General features: G+C 35.5%; 17 protein-coding genes. 6 read left to right on the top strand and 11 right to left on the bottom strand.

The window, feature by feature from the left end:
• Nucleotides 1-56: 56 nt before the first annotated feature.
• From gwsG to ACLI50_RS17135, 4 genes are all read right to left on the bottom strand, one after another.
• The gene (gwsG, locus tag ACLI50_RS17150) at nt 57-959 is read right to left on the bottom strand and encodes a grasp-with-spasm system ATP-grasp peptide maturase (RefSeq protein WP_343643456.1); all 903 of its coding nucleotides are present in this window, start codon (nt 957-959) and stop codon (nt 57-59) included.
• Complete coding sequence (locus ACLI50_RS17145) at nt 956-1,774, bottom strand: GLPGLI family protein (RefSeq protein WP_343643455.1); 819 nt, start codon at nt 1,772-1,774, stop codon at nt 956-958. Before ACLI50_RS17145 ends, gwsG begins: the two co-directional genes overlap by 4 nt.
• A 51-nt stretch (nt 1,775-1,825) precedes the next feature.
• Nucleotides 1,826-2,053 (bottom strand): TIGR04139 family peptide modification target, encoded by a 228-nt coding sequence (locus tag ACLI50_RS17140; protein WP_343643454.1) that lies wholly within the window; start codon nt 2,051-2,053, stop codon nt 1,826-1,828.
• A gap of 612 nt (nt 2,054-2,665) precedes the next feature.
• Entirely contained in the window at nt 2,666-4,516 is a 1,851-nt protein-coding gene (locus ACLI50_RS17135; RefSeq protein WP_343643453.1) for a helix-turn-helix transcriptional regulator, read from the bottom strand.
• A 238-nt stretch (nt 4,517-4,754) separates the two neighbouring features.
• Here ACLI50_RS17135 and ACLI50_RS17130 point away from each other — a divergent pair, with 238 nt between their 5' ends.
• The 5 genes from ACLI50_RS17130 to ACLI50_RS17110 all read left to right on the top strand — a co-directional run bounded on the left by ACLI50_RS17130 (nt 4,755) and on the right by ACLI50_RS17110 (nt 7,860).
• A complete protein-coding gene (locus ACLI50_RS17130; RefSeq protein ID WP_343643452.1) occupies nt 4,755-5,075 on the top strand; it encodes a magnetosome magnetite crystal formation protein family in 321 nt (106 codons plus the stop codon).
• Between the two features lie 46 nt (nt 5,076-5,121).
• Entirely contained in the window at nt 5,122-6,075 is a 954-nt protein-coding gene (locus ACLI50_RS17125; RefSeq protein WP_343643451.1) for a DUF3829 domain-containing protein, read from the top strand.
• 140 nt (nt 6,076-6,215) lie between these two features.
• Nucleotides 6,216-6,749 carry a DUF4303 domain-containing protein gene (locus ACLI50_RS17120; protein WP_343643450.1) on the top strand — a complete coding sequence of 178 codons (534 nt, stop codon included), beginning with the start codon at nt 6,216-6,218 and terminating at the stop codon, nt 6,747-6,749.
• A 135-nt stretch (nt 6,750-6,884) separates the two neighbouring features.
• Nucleotides 6,885-7,364 carry a hypothetical protein gene (locus tag ACLI50_RS17115; protein WP_343643449.1) on the top strand — a complete coding sequence of 160 codons (480 nt, stop codon included), beginning with the start codon at nt 6,885-6,887 and terminating at the stop codon, nt 7,362-7,364.
• Entirely contained in the window at nt 7,342-7,860 is a 519-nt protein-coding gene (locus ACLI50_RS17110) for a hypothetical protein (protein ID WP_343643448.1), read from the top strand. Before ACLI50_RS17115 ends, ACLI50_RS17110 begins: the two co-directional genes overlap by 23 nt.
• A 195-nt stretch (nt 7,861-8,055) precedes the next feature.
• Here ACLI50_RS17110 and ACLI50_RS17105 read toward each other — a convergent pair whose 3' ends face one another.
• The 3 genes from ACLI50_RS17105 to ACLI50_RS17095 all read right to left on the bottom strand — a co-directional run bounded on the left by ACLI50_RS17105 (nt 8,056) and on the right by ACLI50_RS17095 (nt 10,580).
• A complete protein-coding gene (locus tag ACLI50_RS17105) occupies nt 8,056-9,000 on the bottom strand; it encodes a transketolase family protein (protein ID WP_110010857.1) in 945 nt (314 codons plus the stop codon).
• Between the two features lie 99 nt (nt 9,001-9,099).
• Nucleotides 9,100-9,984 (bottom strand): transketolase, encoded by an 885-nt coding sequence (locus tag ACLI50_RS17100; RefSeq protein WP_227944265.1) that lies wholly within the window; start codon nt 9,982-9,984, stop codon nt 9,100-9,102.
• Nucleotides 9,985-10,061: 77 nt separating this feature from the next.
• A complete protein-coding gene (locus ACLI50_RS17095) occupies nt 10,062-10,580 on the bottom strand; it encodes a hypothetical protein (protein WP_411414298.1) in 519 nt (172 codons plus the stop codon).
• A 322-nt stretch (nt 10,581-10,902) separates the two neighbouring features.
• Between ACLI50_RS17095 and ACLI50_RS17090 the strand changes: the two genes are divergently transcribed.
• Nucleotides 10,903-13,137, top strand: a complete 2,235-nt coding sequence (locus tag ACLI50_RS17090; RefSeq protein ID WP_411414297.1) for a reprolysin-like metallopeptidase — start codon at nt 10,903-10,905, stop codon at nt 13,135-13,137.
• Nucleotides 13,138-13,212: 75 nt separating this feature from the next.
• On the opposite strand, the gene ACLI50_RS17085 is transcribed toward ACLI50_RS17090, so the two are convergent.
• The 4 genes from ACLI50_RS17085 to ACLI50_RS17070 form a co-directional block, all read right to left on the bottom strand.
• Nucleotides 13,213-14,772, bottom strand: a complete 1,560-nt coding sequence (locus ACLI50_RS17085) for a sodium:solute symporter (RefSeq protein WP_411414296.1) — start codon at nt 14,770-14,772, stop codon at nt 13,213-13,215.
• 462 nt (nt 14,773-15,234) lie between these two features.
• Complete coding sequence (locus tag ACLI50_RS17080; protein WP_171006298.1) at nt 15,235-15,522, bottom strand: GNAT family N-acetyltransferase; 288 nt, start codon at nt 15,520-15,522, stop codon at nt 15,235-15,237.
• 1 nt (nt 15,523) lies between these two features.
• On the bottom strand, nt 15,524-15,919 hold the full coding sequence (locus ACLI50_RS17075) for an OsmC family protein (protein WP_202843365.1): 396 nt from the start codon (nt 15,917-15,919) through the stop codon (nt 15,524-15,526).
• Nucleotides 15,919-16,137 carry a (4Fe-4S)-binding protein gene (locus tag ACLI50_RS17070; protein WP_110010863.1) on the bottom strand — a complete coding sequence of 73 codons (219 nt, stop codon included), beginning with the start codon at nt 16,135-16,137 and terminating at the stop codon, nt 15,919-15,921. The genes ACLI50_RS17075 and ACLI50_RS17070 overlap by 1 nt, the downstream gene beginning before the upstream one ends.
• Between the last annotated feature and the right edge of the window lies 1 nt (nt 16,138).

Genomic DNA, 16,138 nt, shown 5'->3' with positions numbered 1-16,138 from the left:
AAAAGTAAGGGGTAATAAGTTGGTTTCATTAAAATTGTTTTTCATCTGGTTTTATGCTATAAAAATTCTGCTATCTTTCTTTCTAAAGAATAATTACAATCCGTAGATAGATTCCCAAACTGACCTATAGGATTTACTTCTAAAAAATAATAATTATTTCCGCTTTTTATAAAATCAATTGATCCCGAATTGAGGTCCAAAGCTGTCATAAGTAACTGTGCTTTTTCCTCAACAGCTCTAGGTAGATTATATGGTACATTTCTATTAGGCTTTTCCATATTGTATTTTCTTAAATCAGTTTTGGTCTGTTCGTCATTTTGTGAAAAAATAGCCATAGAATTGAATGTCCCATTTAAATAGAAACTTCGGATTTCAAAATCCTTATCAATTTTTTTCTGGAAAAAAGAGATAAAGAAATTCTTTTCTTCTGTCTCTTTAATTGTCGTTGTATACATCACGCCGTCTTCATTTTTATTAATAGATTCTAATATTACATTTCCAGTTATAGATTTTACTATTGTTTGTTCCAATATAATATCATCAGTATTTTCGGCAAGAAAATAATCAGGAACTTCAAGACCAATTTTTTTTGCAACCTCCAATACGACAAGTTTATTAACATGAGCATTCGTTTGAGTATTAATATGCCTTTTGGATTCCAAAGTTTTTATAATATAATCTTCAAGCCAATGCTGAGCTTCATTCATGTGAATGTTTATAGATGAGTTGTTGTATTGTAAACGTTTAAAATTAATTCCACCTCTACGATACCATACGCTTTCGATTTCGTCGAGGAAAAATTTATTTCTTTGGCTTTTAAGGAAGATTCTTTTTTTTATAGTTTTGATTTCAAAAAATTCGTCCTCATGTATTCGAATCCAATTCTTTCCTATTGAAGAAAGCCATTTTATAACTTGTATAGTTGACCTATCAGAATTTTTTGAGATAATTAATATCATTTATATTCTACTTTATGATTTAGCTCAATAGGATTATTTTTCTCTCGAATTCTTTTTTGAATATTTTCTTTCATTTCTTTGAAATTAGTTTTCATTATATTTCCACTTTCATCATAAGATGTTATATCAGAATTTTTGATCATAGATAATGGTTCAGTATAGTAGTTTTTTTGAAGTTTTTGAAAGTCTTCCCAGGTAATTTGCTTTTGAAATTTATTTGTATAAAGCTCTTTCCATTTAAAGTCTTTTATTTGAATTAGTTCAAAATCATAATCAAATTTTTCATCAGAGATTTTTACAATCAGTCCTGGCAATCCATAAAAAACATATGGACCCTGTTGTAAAGGAATTTCATTTGTAAACCAGGCATTCCACTTTCTTCCTCCATATTCTACTTCTGCTTTTTGACAATTGTAATTACCTATTTTCTTTTTTTCTTCAATAATTTTCCAATGAAGTTCATCATTAATAGGAATAGCATATACGCTATGAATTAAAGGAACAAAGACGTATTTAAAAATCTCGCGATTATTATTTTTCTTATACACATACAGCTGTTTATTGTTATATTCCATATCAAATCCATTCTCCCAGCCTCTATTCACTTTTAATGAATCCGATTCACGGAATTTGTCTGATCGGAATAAAGACTCTTTACCTTTAATATCCAGATTAAAAATAATTTTCTCTTTTTTCAGACTATCAGAACCTGGTTGGTAGTTTAATTCATATATAAAGCTGGATTTCTGAGCTTTTAAAAATTCAGATGTTATCAATAAAGAGAAAGAATAGCAAAAAAAAAACAAAACTTTCATAATTAATTTTTTTGAATTGAAATAAAAGGAGAGATCTCTCTCTCCTATTTCCTAGTTTAGATCATTTGAAATTTGGACAGGCCCTACACAAAGCCATCCTCTGGTTTTATAAGATCCATCATCATTATAATAATCAGTATCTGTACATCCTTCAGAATTAACTAAATTACATTTGATTGAATAGGAGCTTCCGCTGCCACCAATTATTGACTTTAAATCATTTAACTTTTTGTTTTCCAAAGAAGAGAAGCCACTCTTCATTCCATTTAATTTTTTCATGTTGGTAATTTTTGTTGTTATATAAATCATTTGTGTCAAATTAACCCTTGACTTTGGGTGAATAATTCTTCCTATTTATTATACACTGTACACTTGTAGTTTAAATTTGAAGAATACATTTTGTCAACGTTGATGGGATAAAACTATAAATATTTAGATCACTTTATAGGGATAAAATGTGTAAATGATTTGTATTTTGCTTTGTGTACAAATGCAAATTTTACTCTGAATAAGAGCAGGGCTTTGGTGAAATATTTGAAATTCGAAAAAGTATAAATTACATACCGGCTATAAAAAGAAAGCTACTGACTCTAACAATAGTTTGTACGGTAATATTTTCTATTGTACAATACCGGAAAATAAGTGATGTAAGCCTGGAAATAAGATGTTGAATAACTTGTTTTGGGTACTATTTGTATGCTTCTTATGATTTGTTTTATTTAAAATCAACTTTTTTAGCACCAAAACCACGTAAGTATCCCCTCAGTTTTTATAAAAAAACCTCTGATTTTAAAACTTTGGATATTAACAAATGAATTTTAAGTATAAAAAAAGCTTTTCAATCTTAAGACGAAAAGCTTTCAATTGAGTATAAAAATAAAATATATATAGTTACTCAGAAAATACCCCCTGGAAAAAAGATTCTAAAGCGGTGTCCTGATCCAGACCGAACTTCTTTTTCAGACGGTATTTGGTCATTCTTACGCTCTTGGGTTCTACGTTGAGGAGGTTGGCAATTTGTTTGGTGCCCATTCCCAGATAGAGGTAAGCACAGTATTTCAAATCCAGTGCTGTAAGCTTTTGTTTAGCTTTTTCATTGATATTTTTGAAGAAATCAGGATGCAGTTCCTGAATGGTGAATCTGATTTTTTCAAAATCACTGTCAACCCGGTTTTCTCCCTTTACCACCTGATGAATATTAATATCCGTATCGGAAAGCTGGGTCTGAAGCTGCTGCAGAACCTCATTCTTATGCTGAATATGAAGCTGGCTGGCCAGTACCTCACTTTGAAGTTTTTGCTGCTGAAGGGTAAGTAGTTCCTGTTCTGCCCTTAATCGGGCCTGCTCTTCCTCCTGAAGTTTGACCTGCATTTCTGCTTCATGCTTTTCTGTATCAAGCTTATTTTCCCTTTCTATAGAATACCGCAATTTAAAATGATAAGAACGGAACATAAAGAAGGCACCAATCAATCCTATGATTCCCAGTATTATATAAAGAAGTTTTTCCTTTCTCAGACTGGCCGTTTTTTCGGTGAGAGATCTGAGTTCAGATTCTTTTTTCTGCGATTGATACTGGGCTTCCAATCTTTTTGCAGTTTCAGCCTGGCCTTCATCAAAGAGAAGATTGCTGTATTCAGTTACTTTTGTCTCGTACTCATAAGCTTTCCGGTAATTTTCCTGTTTTGCATAAAGTTCTGCAAGGTTTTTTACCACATTGATCATCACGTGATAATAAACCGGCTGCTGGGTAAGCAGAATCTGTTCCGCTTTCAGAAGATACTGCTCTGATAAAGCATCATTCTGATCCCGTGATGCAAGATTGCTCAAAACACCAAGTGCACCTGCCTGCATACTCTGATTAAGAGTTGTATGCTGGGTAAGGGTCAGGATTTCATGGGCGTTATTCTGAATTTCCTCACGGATTTCGGGAGTCATAACCGGATAGCTCAGATAATAGTTTGTAAGATTCAGTAAGGCCATTGCATGCACATGGGCTGAGACATGACCGGGAAATTGATGGTACAGGCCAACAGCTTTCTTACACATCTCTATGACGGGTTTAAGATCTTTTAAGTTTCCGCTTTTCTCATATTGAAAGGAGTAGCAGACAGCCAGTGCTGAATAGGTAGAACTGAGTAAATTTTTGTTTCCAGCCTTTTCAGCAAGCTCTATGGATTTTTTGGCATATCTGGTGGCATTTTCAGCATCGTTCCATTCTGTATAGATTCCGTAGAGAAGATAATTGAGCTTTGCGTTTAATAAGATTTCAGAAGGTTGTTTTTCAACGGTGGGAAGAACTTCCTGAACAAGCCTGATTGTACTTTCAAGTTCGCCAAGTGAATTTCTGTAGTAGATATTCAGATAGGTGGCATATAGTTCAGCCGTTTTGTTATGACTCTTTTGAACAATTGCATTCGCAGCATCCAGGATGGGAGGAATCTTATCATATTCAGACTGATTAAGCTTAATGACTCCTTTTTGACTGAGAGCTTTTACTTCTTCAGCATAATCATTTTCTTTTTTAGCAAGATCAAGTTGCTGCTGAACATATTTTTCAGCTGTAGAATATTGATCGCTGACTCTGTAATATTCGGTAAGTTCATTGTAAATTCTGAATTTTTCTGCAGTAGAAATATGATCTTCATTCAACTGGGTCTTAAGACCATCAATAAATGCATTCTGTGCGGGATATAGTGGGCAGATAAAAAGTATACAGTATAAAAGTAAGTACTTTAATTTCATAAGGTGAAAGTACAAAAATTGTAGACACCTGTCAATTTCCTGTCTGAAAAAGTAGAACTATGTTTCGATTTTAATTTGTTGAATATTAGTTGTTTAATTGTTTTTGTAGACATTTTGTAGTCATCTGTAATCAGCATTGAAGATGTTTTGTAGTTGCTGAAAAGAAGCCTGGGATCTTTTTCTTATGCAATTTTGGGCCAGAAAAAATCAAAGAATATTAATTTAAAATTTTACAGCTATGGACAACAAAACCTTATCAATTGTTTCTTACATTACGCTTTTCGGATGGCTGATATCCTTCTTTATCGGAAAAGAAAAGTCGGACAGCCTTTTAAAATACCATCTGAAACAATCATTGGGATTAATTCTTTTTTCTATTTTTTTATCTATCATTCTCAATATTGTATTGATGGTGACTAAAATCGGAATTCTGGGAATATTGGGTTTGATTCCTTTGGTGTTGATGATTATCGGGATTATTAATGCAGCCAACGATGTTGAAAAGCCTTTGCCATTAATAGGGAAAATATTTGAGGACAAATTTTCTTTTATCGGATAGGATTCAAAAATTTTGGAAACACCTATTTAACATTTAATATAGAATTATGAAAACACCATTAATCATCGCAGGGATGCTTTTTTTTAGCTTTTCTGTTATATCATGCGATAAGCTGGAAAAAGTTAAAGAAAAGCTGTCACAGAATGATTCAGGGCAGGTAAACCCTTTTAGTGCTAATTCCGGGGATGTAAACAGAGATATTATTTCTTTTAATAACAAAGTTGTGAAAATGGATGATGAGCAGTCAGATTTTATCAAAGATTTTCAGAATATATTGATACAGATGGAAGACTATGTGAAAAATGCCGGTGCCAATCCAAAAGCTTCCGGTATTATGCCCATTTTTACGCCTTCAGTGATGTTGTACACCCGTCAGGAATTAAAGGCTCCGGATGTATTGGGAAAGAATTTTCAGACACTTGTGGATAAGATGAAGGATACAATGATCCGATTGGAATCTTTAAAAAAAGAACTGGACACTTACAAACAGGCAGAGGACTGGAAAGATGATAAAGGAAAGAAAGTCACCGAAATCAACGAAAAAGCAATACAACTTATTAAAGAAAACCGTACTGCGGCCAATGACTTATTCACTAAGCTTTCCCCAAGGGCAAATAAAGCAGAAATTGAGATGCTTAAAGATCATCCGCTCAAAACACAGATCATTCAATCTAAGGAGGTTATGGAGCTGGCTCAGAAAATTATTGATGATTCCTATGATGTAGCGGATATGAATGTCTATAAAAACAAATTTTCCCACCAATACGAGCAGATGGAAAAATTATATAAAAGGAATATCAATGAGAAAATTCCGTCTTCAGAAAAACAGAAGGAAAACAGTTATCAGGCATTCAACAGTTCTGTCAATGATTTCCTGGGTAAAATGAGAATCGTACAGCGAAGCCTAAACGAAAATAGTCAGGATCTAAACCGTGATCTTGATAACCTGGAAAGAGAAGCAGGATATGTTCTTGACCGTTATAACACTTTTGTAGATTGATTTTTAATTCCCGGCTGGATTATATATAATAAAAACAGCTAGCTATAATCATGAAACTGGCTATACCTTTAAAGAATATAATATACTGATTTAACAGGATAAAGGTAATTTTACCGCCCATTTTAGAAAAGAAAGGAAGTATGGATTTTGAAATTTTGAAACAGCAGATAGAAGATGCTGCTAAGAAGGCTTTTTTAGAAGTGTACGAAAAGCATGGAGCAGAAGGTATTTACAGTTTTGCTTTGTACAGCGATGAGGGAGCAATGACGGTTTGCCCTGCTGCCAATACATTGAAAGCTATGGAGAATACGGATGACGAAGATGCTCTTTATTATAAATATGAACCGGCAGAATGGACCTATGAAATGGAAGGGGCTAATGAAGAATTTGATGAAATCTGTACCCAATTGAGGGCAGAGCTTACTAAACATGATGACGATGGTCATTGGTTTGAAGGTTTTCAGATGAAGTTGTATTCTACCTGTATTGAAGTGCTGGAAAAACTTAAAAAAGAGAACTTTTTCACAAAGATCACGGGCAAAGATATTTTCCTGATTTTCACGGTCTCAGACTATGAGTTTGAGAAGGAAGAGCTAAAAGATCTTATCGTCAGACTTAACGATAATGAATACAAAACTGAATATCTGAACTGGATGGCTGCCTGGGGCAATTAAAAATATGATGCATAAAAAAACACTTTAAATATATACATATGAAGCCCGATAAAAATAATTGTCTCAGAAGCCCTCTTATACAGTAATAATAACAGAAAAATCTCATCCAAAATATAAAGAACAATTACATTACTTATGAACAACTACCAATTTTATAAACAGGAAGGAAACCAATATATTTTTAAAAACCAGCCGGTATTTGTATCCGTGCTTTGTATTATTTTCCTGATTGTAGCAGCATTAATCTTTAATAGCCTAAGAACTTTCAGTTATGTTATTATTGCTACAGTAGTACTTATTATGATCAATTTCTTTACCAAGAAATTCATTATTGATATGGACCGTAAAACAGTTACGGGAAAACACTCCATTTTTGTTCCGGTAAAGACCTATCCCATAGAAAATTTCAGAAATTTTCATGTTTTGGCTACAAAATACATGGGTTTTATCACCACAAATGTAATGTTGTCTATGTATTTTGAAGTAGATGGAAAAGAAAAGCAGCTTACCATAGGCCAGGCACTTACTCAGAAAGGAATTCAGAAAATGGTCAATGAGACGGAAGATATAATGAACCTTAATAGTCCTGAGAATGGATATCAGAGACCGTTATAGATTTGAAGAAAACGGAAGTGAAATAAGCTTTATGCCGAATTACAGTTTCCTACGCACTCTGGTATGGTGGCTGGGACTGGGAGTGATTGCACTTCCTGTTATTGTGTATTATTTTATGGATAAGATGTCTGGCGACCAGTTTAAAATAGCAATGGGCTTATGGGCTGTTTATATGATTTATTTCCTGTTTGACCTTCTTTTCATAATTCCTGTGAAATATATTTTTGATAAATCAGAAAAGTGTATTTACAGAAAACTGTTACTTTCCAAAAAGCTGATGAACTTTGATGAAATGACCTATTTTATTAACGATGAAAGAGGTGGGTATTATTATTCCATCGGGAAGAAAAGAAATCAGTTTGTGAAAAACTACAGAATCAGCAATTACTTTTCCGGATCTAAAGCTTCCGAAAGAAGAGAAGATGAATACATCAAAGAAATCTTATGTCCCGTTCTCGTCGCTGTTGGAATTCCTTTGAATCAACCGGAACAATAATAATCAGGGTAGAAACTAATACAATGAAGAATGGGTGTATAACCATTCACCTCCTCCGGAAGGGTGGCAAAAATTCAAAGAATTTTTTACGGGGTGGTTGATACATCACAAAAAACAGATTTTCACAAATCTGCCAGCAAAAAACTCCGGCGGTTTCGAAGAAACCGCCGGAGTTTGTCTATATAATACCTTATTTTAAGCTAAAATTCTCTTTACAGCTTCTTTTACTGCAGCCGCGTCAATTTGATACTTTTTCATCAATTCTGCTGGTGTTGCAGACTCTCCGAAAGTATCATTTACCGCCACAAATTCCTGTTTTGTAGGTCTTCTTCTTGCAAGCATACCTGCAACAGATTCTCCTAAACCGCCAAGATAGTTGTGCTCTTCAGCCGTTACAATTTTACCTGTTTTTTCTACAGATTTTAAAATGATCTCTTCATCAAGAGGCTTGATCGTGTGAATGTTGATCACCTCACAAGAAATACCTTCTTTCTCAAGTTCATCAGCCGCTACAAGAGATTCCCATACAAGATGTCCTGTTGCAACAATCGTTACATCAGTACCTTCCTGAAGCATAATTCCTTTTCCGATTTCGAAAGGCATATCTTCAGGGATGAATACAGGAACCACAGGTCTTCCGAATCTTAAATATACAGGACCTTCAAAATCTGCAATCGCCAGGGTAGCAGCTTTAGTCTGGTTGTAATCACAAGTGTTGATCACGGTCATTCCGGGAAGCATTTTCATCATACCGATATCTTCAAGAACCTGGTGAGTAGCCCCATCTTCTCCTAAAGTAAGACCTGCGTGAGATGCACAGATTTTTACATTTTTGTCAGAATAAGCAATAGACTGACGGATCTGATCATATACTCTTGAAGTAGAGAAGTTCGCGAAAGTTCCTGTAAAAGGAATTTTTCCTGTAATACTAAGACCTGCAGCAATTCCCATCATGTTCGCTTCTGCAATACCGATCTGAAAGAATCTTTCAGGAGCCTTTTCAATGAATTTCTCCATCTTCAAAGAACCGATAAGGTCTGCACAAAGTGCTACTACATTAGGATTTTTGTCCGCTAATTCTGCTAATCCTGCTCCGAATCCTGAACGAGTGTCCTTTTTTTCTGTATATGTATATTTCATTTTTTACTAAAGTTTTTGATCATTGATAAATGATGAGTGATTAATCATATTATAAAGTTCCAGGAGTATCATTTATCAATAATAATTTATCATTTATAATTAATAATCAGCCGGAGCTTCCAGGTACAATTGCTTGAATGCCGTGTCTAACTGCTCATCATTAGGAGCTTTACCATGCCACGCATGAGATCCCATCATGTAATCAACTCCGTATCCCATTTCTGTATGAAGAAGGATGGCTACAGGTTTTCCTTTTCCGGTTTCTGTTTTTGCTTTCTCAAGAATTGCAATGACCGCTTCAAGATCATTACCGTTTTTTTCTTCCAAAACAGTCCATCCGAATGCTTCTAGTTTTGCATGAAGATTTCCTAAGCTTAATACATCATCGGTATCTCCGTCAATCTGGCGTCCGTTGTAATCAATAGTAGAAATGATGTTATCTACTTTTTTAGCAGAAGCATACATCAATGCCTCCCAGATCTGACCTTCCTGAAGCTCACCATCTCCGTGAAGAGAGTAAACAAGAGACTGATCACCATCTAATTTTTTACCCTGAGCTACTCCAAGTGCAACAGAAAGCCCTTGTCCAAGAGAACCTGAAGCGATTCTGACTCCCGGAAGTCCTTCATGTGTAGTTGGGTGTCCCTGTAATCTTGAATCTAATTTTCTGAAAGTGCTCAGTTCTTCAACAGGGAAGAAACCAAATCTTGCTAAAGTAGAATAGAATACCGGAGAAATATGTCCGTTTGATAGATAAAAATGATCTTCATTTTTGCCTTCCATTGTGAAAGGAAGCTTATAGTTCATCACTTTACCATAAAGGGCTGTAAAGAATTCTGTACAACCTAAGCTTCCACCCGGGTGTCCTGAATTAACAGCGTGAACCATTCTTAAAATGTCTCTTCTGATCTGCGTAGTAAGAGTCTTTAACTCCTCAATACTTTTACTCATTATATCTGATTTATTTGTATGCGAATTTACAATTTTTTACCGGCTTACGGAAATGCAAAAGCCCGGAGGTAAAACCCCGATCTTTGTATGATTTTAATATTTTTCTGCTTTTAACAACCTTCATTAAGGTAAACGGAGATTTCGGTGACTATATTATTAACAAATTTAAAGCTTAACAGCGTTCCTGCTTGGCTGTCTTCAAGATTAAAATAACCGTTGTCTTTAATCGGTTTGCCATTAGAGTCCCAATCCGGGCGTACACTAAAGTTGGGGTAATTTCTGTAGGCATTGATCAGGTCGTCGCGGGTGCTTCCAACTCCGATTCCGCTTTTGGTTTTAAACTTTTTACTAGTTGTTGTCATATAGGTAATCGAAGGAACACTTGGATTGGCTTCATTAATGTAATTATCAAAAAGATCAATCTGTATAGTTTCTCCATTATACTTTACCATGTTTTTTTTCTCTCCACCCGTGTTAACCAGCTTTGTTCCTGCAATTTTTTCGGCTTCAGCCTTCGGCATAAAGACTTTAAACGGCCCGATTCTTAATGTTGATAGTTCAAAATTGTCCTGAGCGCTCATAAAGCTGAATGTTAATAGGAAAGCGAAAAATGAGATAATTTTTTTCATGGTTTTTAGGTTTGTATTTTTTATTTTGATTAATTTTTAATTCTGTTTATTTTATACATTTCAAAGATATTAAAATCGTAAAAGTATCTGTGTAAATAAAAGAAAAAATTATAATTAATTTATTTTAGCTTAATGCCTTTATACAGGCGAATTTTTACATTTTCTATAGGTTTGTATTTAAATTTTTACTTTTTGTATGTAATAATCTGATTAATTTAATTAATTTTATAATTCCAGATTATTTGAATTATTATTCCTTGGTTAATTATCTTTTAGCTTTGGCCTTATTATTTGAATGAATAAAAATTACAAACCATTATATATGAAAATTAAACAATTATTTTATCTGGGGATATTTATAATATCCGTTTCCTCCGGGAAAGCACAGGATTTTTTTACAGTAATTAGTGAAAGATCCATTAAAGCAGACCCTAAAAACAGAACAGTACAACCGGAAAAGGCACTAACGTACACACTGGATGTAGCCGGAATGAAAAGTTATTTTAATTCCGTTCCGGAGTTAAAAGACAGCGATCGTAAAGACAATGCTCCTATTATTGTTCTGCCAATGCCTGACGGCACCAAAGCAAAATTCAGAATCTGGAAATCTTCAGTGATGGCTCCCGGGTTAGCCAGCCAGTTTCCTCAGATTGTTACTTTTACAGGACAGGGAATTGACGACAAGTACGCCACCATAAAACTGGATTTTACAGAGCTGGGATTCCATGCACAGATAAAATCTATAGTAGCCGGAGATTCTTATATTGACCCCTATGCAAAACAGGATATCAGCAATTATATCATTTATAAAAAAAGTGATTTGATTGATAAAAACCCAAGGTCTTGTGGAGTAAAGGATGAGGACGACTCTCCCCTGGGAAAAAAAAACGCTCAAAAGACCGTAGCACCAAGCGTAGGAAATCAGATTAGAGTTTTCAGACTTGCGGTGGCTTGTACAGGAGAATATGCTGTAGCAGCAACAGGTACCGCCACACCTACTGTAGCACAGACACTTTCAGCCATAGTAACCTCCGTAAACAGGGTGAATGGAGTCTACGAACAGGAAGTTGCTTCAAGATTGGTACTGGTGGATAATGAAGCCAATGTGGTCTTTACAAATGCCGCTACAGATCCGTTTAACGGAAATAACAATGCCAGCACGTTAATTAATGAGAGCCAGACTCAGATTGATTTATTGATAGGAAATGCAAATTATGATATCGGACACACCTTCAGTACGGGTGGCGGAGGATTAGCCGGATTGGGAGTAATCTGTAATGCAACCAATAAAGGAAGAGGGATCACGGGCTCGCCTAATCCTGTTGGAGATCCTTATGATATTGATTATGTAGCCCATGAAGTAGGGCATCAGTTTGGTGGGCCGCATACATTTAATGCCATTACAGGGAGTTGTAATGGTAACCGTAGTGCATCTAATGCTGTAGAACCTGGAAGTGGAATTACCATAATGGCTTACGCCGGAATTTGTGGAAGTACCAATAACCTGGCTCCTAACAGTATTCCGACTTTCCATACCAAATCATATCAGTCTATCACAACAAAAGTTCAGTCAACAACATGTCAGGTTACGCTTCCTGTTAATAATTTTGCTCCAACAGTAAACGCCGGAGGTGATTATACCATCCCGAAGAGTACACCATTCAGATTGGAAGGATCTGCTACAGATATCGATAATAATCCTCTTACATACAGCTGGGAGCAGAATGATGTAGGCCCGGCAGGCGACTGGAATGCTCCTACAGGAAATGCACCCCTGTTCAGATCATACGTACCTGTAACCGTTCCTTACAGATATTTCCCAAAACTTACAGATGTAATCAATGGTACGGTTTCCAAAGGAGAAGTTAGACCATCTTATGCAAGAACGATGGAGTTCAGACTGACCGTAAGAGATAATAATGCGGGTTGCGCCGGAGTAGCCAATGATGATGCTGTTATTACTGTTGATGGAAATTCCGGACCTTTTAATGTAACTGCACCTGCTACAGCGGTAAGCTGGGCTGGTAATTCCACTCAGACGGTAACATGGGATGTCGCCAATACAACGGCATTTCCTGTGAATGCTGCTACTGTCAATATTTATCTTTCAACAGACGGCGGTCTTACCTATCCTACACTGATTCTGGCTTCTACTCCGAATGATGGTTCTGAAGCTGTTACTATTCCTAACGTAAATACAACACAGGCAAGAATTATGGTGGCTGCAGAAACGAACGTATTTTACAACATTAACCCTGTCAACTTCACCATTACTCAGACATTGGGTGTGAACGAGACTGCTGCCAATAAAGATGTATTTGTTGTATATCCTAATCCAAGTAAAGGATTATTGAATGTGAAGTTTACCACTTCAAATGAAGTATATGATATTACCGTATACGACGTAAGCGGAAAATTAGTGTTCACTCAGGCAAATAACAAATTGAATTATGATAAAACAGGTACTTTTGACTTGTCTCACCTTGTCCAGGGAGACTATATGATCAAAGTTAAATCTAAGAACTTAGAGAAAACAATTAAGTGGATTAAAGAATAATCTATTTCATTGATTCCAATAAAAAGAAAAAGGCTGTCTTCATTGAAAACAGCCTTTTTTATGTTTTTATAAGTGTTAAACGACTCTTAAGTGCTGCTTGTTTTTTACCAGCCACAGACCAATGAAGGTCAGCAATCCGTTAAGTACAATCAGTTCTACACCGATTCTGTAATCTGTATACGTTGTAACAGCAAGATTGATTAAATAGGTAAGGACAGGGGCAAAAATAGTTACCGCAAGAATTGAATATTTTCTTGAAATCTGGAACCTGGTGAAAATTCCAAAGGCGAAAAGTCCTAAAAGCGGTCCATAGGTATATCCTGCAATTTCCATGATCAGGTACACAATGGATTTATCATTTAATGCCTTGAAAACGATGATCAGAATAAAGAAAACGACAGTGAAAGTTAAATGCACTTTCATACGAAGACGTTTCTTCTCTTTTTCAGTTTTGGTTTTATCCTCATTAAGGTTTAATAAATCTACACAATATGAGCTTGTTACAGCTGTTAAAGCACCGTCTGCAGAAGGGAATAAGGCTGAAATTAATCCGATGATGAAAATAACGGAAATAGCCATAGGAAAATATCCCTGAAGCGATAAAGCCGGGAAAAGATCGTCTCCCATTACATTTTTAATGTTTCCTGAAGGGTCTTTAAATCCGAAAATATTCGTTACCGTTTCACCGTTTATAGTCCCATATTCCGCTCCATGCTGCAGCGCAAAAAGGTATAGCAACCCTCCCAGGAATAAGAATGCAAGGTTCACGATAAGAAGTGTTCCGGCGAAGGTCAGCATATTTTTCTTTGAATTCTTAAGATTGTCTACAGAAATATTCTTCTGCATCATTTCCTGATCCAGCCCTGTCATGGCAATGGTAATGAAAATTCCTCCCAGAATGGTTTTCAGGAAAAAGGTTTTGGAATTAGGATCAAAATTGATGAAATGCGTATAGTTCTTCTGTTCCAGAATCGTATAAGCTTCACCGAATGATAAATTCAGGTTGGATAAAATATAAACAATACATGCTACAAGGCTGATGATCATAAATGAAGTCTGCAGGGTATCTGTAATAACAATCGTTTTTACACCGCCTTCAAAAGTGTACAGAAGTACCATCAGCAGAAGTACAAGGGAAGTTACCCAAAACGGAACTCCCAATCCTTCAAGTAAAAATATCTGTAAAACATTTACTACCAGGTATAATCTTGCGGTAGCTCCAATCGCTCTTGAAATAATGAAAAAGATAGAACCTATTTTATGAGCTTCCACGTTAAATCTTTTCCCCAGATACGTATAAATAGAGGTTAGATTCATCTTGTAATAAAGCGGTAAAAGTATCGCTGCTACAATAAAATATCCGATGAAGAAACCGATCACCATCATATAGTACTCAAAACCTCCGTAAATATATTCGGAGCCGGTCATTTTTCCGACGGTTCCCGGAACTGAAATAAAAGTAACCCCGCTCAGGCTGGTTCCTATCATCCCGAATGCTACGAGCCACCATTTACTCTTTTTGTTACCGATAAAAAAAGACTGGTTATCAGAATTCCGGCTGGTGAAATAAGAAATCACCAAAAGACCGATAAAATAGACGAAAACAAATAACAAAAGGATAGTTCCTGGATTCATTCTTGATTTTTAAATTTTAGCAAATATATAAAAAAGATCAGTCGTGAATCATGAATTTAGTTCAGACACAATTTTTATATAATTACTTTTTTGAAAGTGATCCAAGCTTGGGATAAAACCAGTATTTTCAGAAAGGTCTGAAGCCTGGAGCTGGAAGCTGGAAGTTATAAAGCTTATAAAAGAAATGATTCTCTATATTTTCATCTTTTTATGGTGACATCGGTAAAAAGTAACTTTACTTTTTCTGTCTTAAAGCCGGATACTGTTTTCTGAGTTAATAGAAACAGTTTGCTTCATCAAATCAATTAAAAATTGATTCACTCTTTGCCTGCTTAAAATTTAATATAATTCAAAATAAACTTTGCGTTAATAGAGATCTGGTATTGAGAATAAATAACTGCATAAAAAAACCTTTCAGAGCGATCTCTGAAAGGGTTGTATCGTAAGGGTGTAATACAGTGGCTAATTCACTAAAACATCCTGAAGTTCCTCACTTTTCTGGAAACTTGCCTTAGCGAAAGGGCAGAGGGGAATAATCTTCTTGTCATTTTTTCTGGCAAAATCTACGGCTGCCAGAAGCATTTCCTTGCCTACGCCTTTTCCGTTGTAAGCTTCTTCCACCTCGGTGTGGTCTATAATAAATCTTTCTTCTCCGGCCCAGGTATACGTCATCATTCCTGCGCGTCTTCCATCTATGAAAGCTTCAAAACTTCCGTGTTTTTCGTCGTTGTTTTGTTTTACTTCGATCATATTATGAGAATTTAGTTAGTATTTCTATGTCGTTGGTTAATATTTTGTGAACAGGGCATGCGTCTGCAATAGTGTGCAGCCTTTTACGCTGCTCATCATCCAGAATACCTTCAAAGCTGATATCTCTTTTGAAAACAGCTCTTTTTGTTAATGGGAAATTTTCAAGCTCTACTTCTACATTGATGTTTTCCACATCCCATTCTTTTCTTTCAATATACATTCTCAATGTAGCTGCGGTACAGCTTGCCAATGACGTAGCCAAAATTTCCAGCGGATTGAAACCCTTGTTCTGTCCGCCTTTATCAATCGGTTCATCCGTAATGATTGTGTTTTCGCCGGCTGTTACTTCTGTATAATATTTTGTTTTTCCTAAACTTGCTTTTACCGTTACCGCCATTATTTTTCTGTATTGAATTTATAACTTAATGCACCTGAAGGGCATAAGTCTATTTGATTTTTGAGTTCTTCAGGACTTGCGTTTTCTGCTTTTATCCACGGTCTTTCTTTAGGATTATAGACTTTTGGAAGTGTTTTTACACATATGGCAGAGTGGATGCATTTCTTAGGCTGCCAGATGACAGTAATGTTTCCATTAGGATATTCGTGTGTTTCCATA

Origin of the sequence: Chryseobacterium cupriresistens, assembly GCF_046614675.1 — a bacterium.
GTDB lineage: Bacteria > Bacteroidota > Bacteroidia > Flavobacteriales > Weeksellaceae > Chryseobacterium > Chryseobacterium cupriresistens.
This window is presented reverse-complemented; position numbering and strand designations above follow the sequence as displayed.

What these genes read in the sequence shown, in the direction of transcription:
- gwsG (WP_343643456.1), bottom strand. Translation starts at nt 959, where the DNA reads ATGATATTAATTATCTCAAAAAATTCTGATAGGTCAACTATACAAGTT.
- ACLI50_RS17145 (WP_343643455.1), bottom strand. Translation starts at nt 1,774, where the DNA reads ATGAAAGTTTTGTTTTTTTTTTGCTATTCTTTCTCTTTATTGATAACA.
- ACLI50_RS17140 (WP_343643454.1), bottom strand. Translation starts at nt 2,053, where the DNA reads ATGAAAAAATTAAATGGAATGAAGAGTGGCTTCTCTTCTTTGGAAAAC.
- ACLI50_RS17135 (WP_343643453.1), bottom strand. Translation starts at nt 4,516, where the DNA reads ATGAAATTAAAGTACTTACTTTTATACTGTATACTTTTTATCTGCCCA.
- ACLI50_RS17130 (WP_343643452.1), top strand. Translation starts at nt 4,755, where the DNA reads ATGGACAACAAAACCTTATCAATTGTTTCTTACATTACGCTTTTCGGA.
- ACLI50_RS17125 (WP_343643451.1), top strand. Translation starts at nt 5,122, where the DNA reads ATGAAAACACCATTAATCATCGCAGGGATGCTTTTTTTTAGCTTTTCT.
- ACLI50_RS17120 (WP_343643450.1), top strand. Translation starts at nt 6,216, where the DNA reads ATGGATTTTGAAATTTTGAAACAGCAGATAGAAGATGCTGCTAAGAAG.
- ACLI50_RS17115 (WP_343643449.1), top strand. Translation starts at nt 6,885, where the DNA reads ATGAACAACTACCAATTTTATAAACAGGAAGGAAACCAATATATTTTT.
- ACLI50_RS17110 (WP_343643448.1), top strand. Translation starts at nt 7,342, where the DNA reads ATGGATATCAGAGACCGTTATAGATTTGAAGAAAACGGAAGTGAAATA.
- ACLI50_RS17105 (WP_110010857.1), bottom strand. Translation starts at nt 9,000, where the DNA reads ATGAAATATACATATACAGAAAAAAAGGACACTCGTTCAGGATTCGGA.
- ACLI50_RS17095 (WP_411414298.1), bottom strand. Translation starts at nt 10,580, where the DNA reads ATGAAAAAAATTATCTCATTTTTCGCTTTCCTATTAACATTCAGCTTT.
- ACLI50_RS17090 (WP_411414297.1), top strand. Translation starts at nt 10,903, where the DNA reads ATGAAAATTAAACAATTATTTTATCTGGGGATATTTATAATATCCGTT.
- ACLI50_RS17085 (WP_411414296.1), bottom strand. Translation starts at nt 14,772, where the DNA reads ATGAATCCAGGAACTATCCTTTTGTTATTTGTTTTCGTCTATTTTATC.
- ACLI50_RS17080 (WP_171006298.1), bottom strand. Translation starts at nt 15,522, where the DNA reads ATGATCGAAGTAAAACAAAACAACGACGAAAAACACGGAAGTTTTGAA.
- ACLI50_RS17075 (WP_202843365.1), bottom strand. Translation starts at nt 15,919, where the DNA reads ATGGCGGTAACGGTAAAAGCAAGTTTAGGAAAAACAAAATATTATACA.
- ACLI50_RS17070 (WP_110010863.1), bottom strand. Translation starts at nt 16,137, where the DNA reads ATGGAAACACACGAATATCCTAATGGAAACATTACTGTCATCTGGCAG.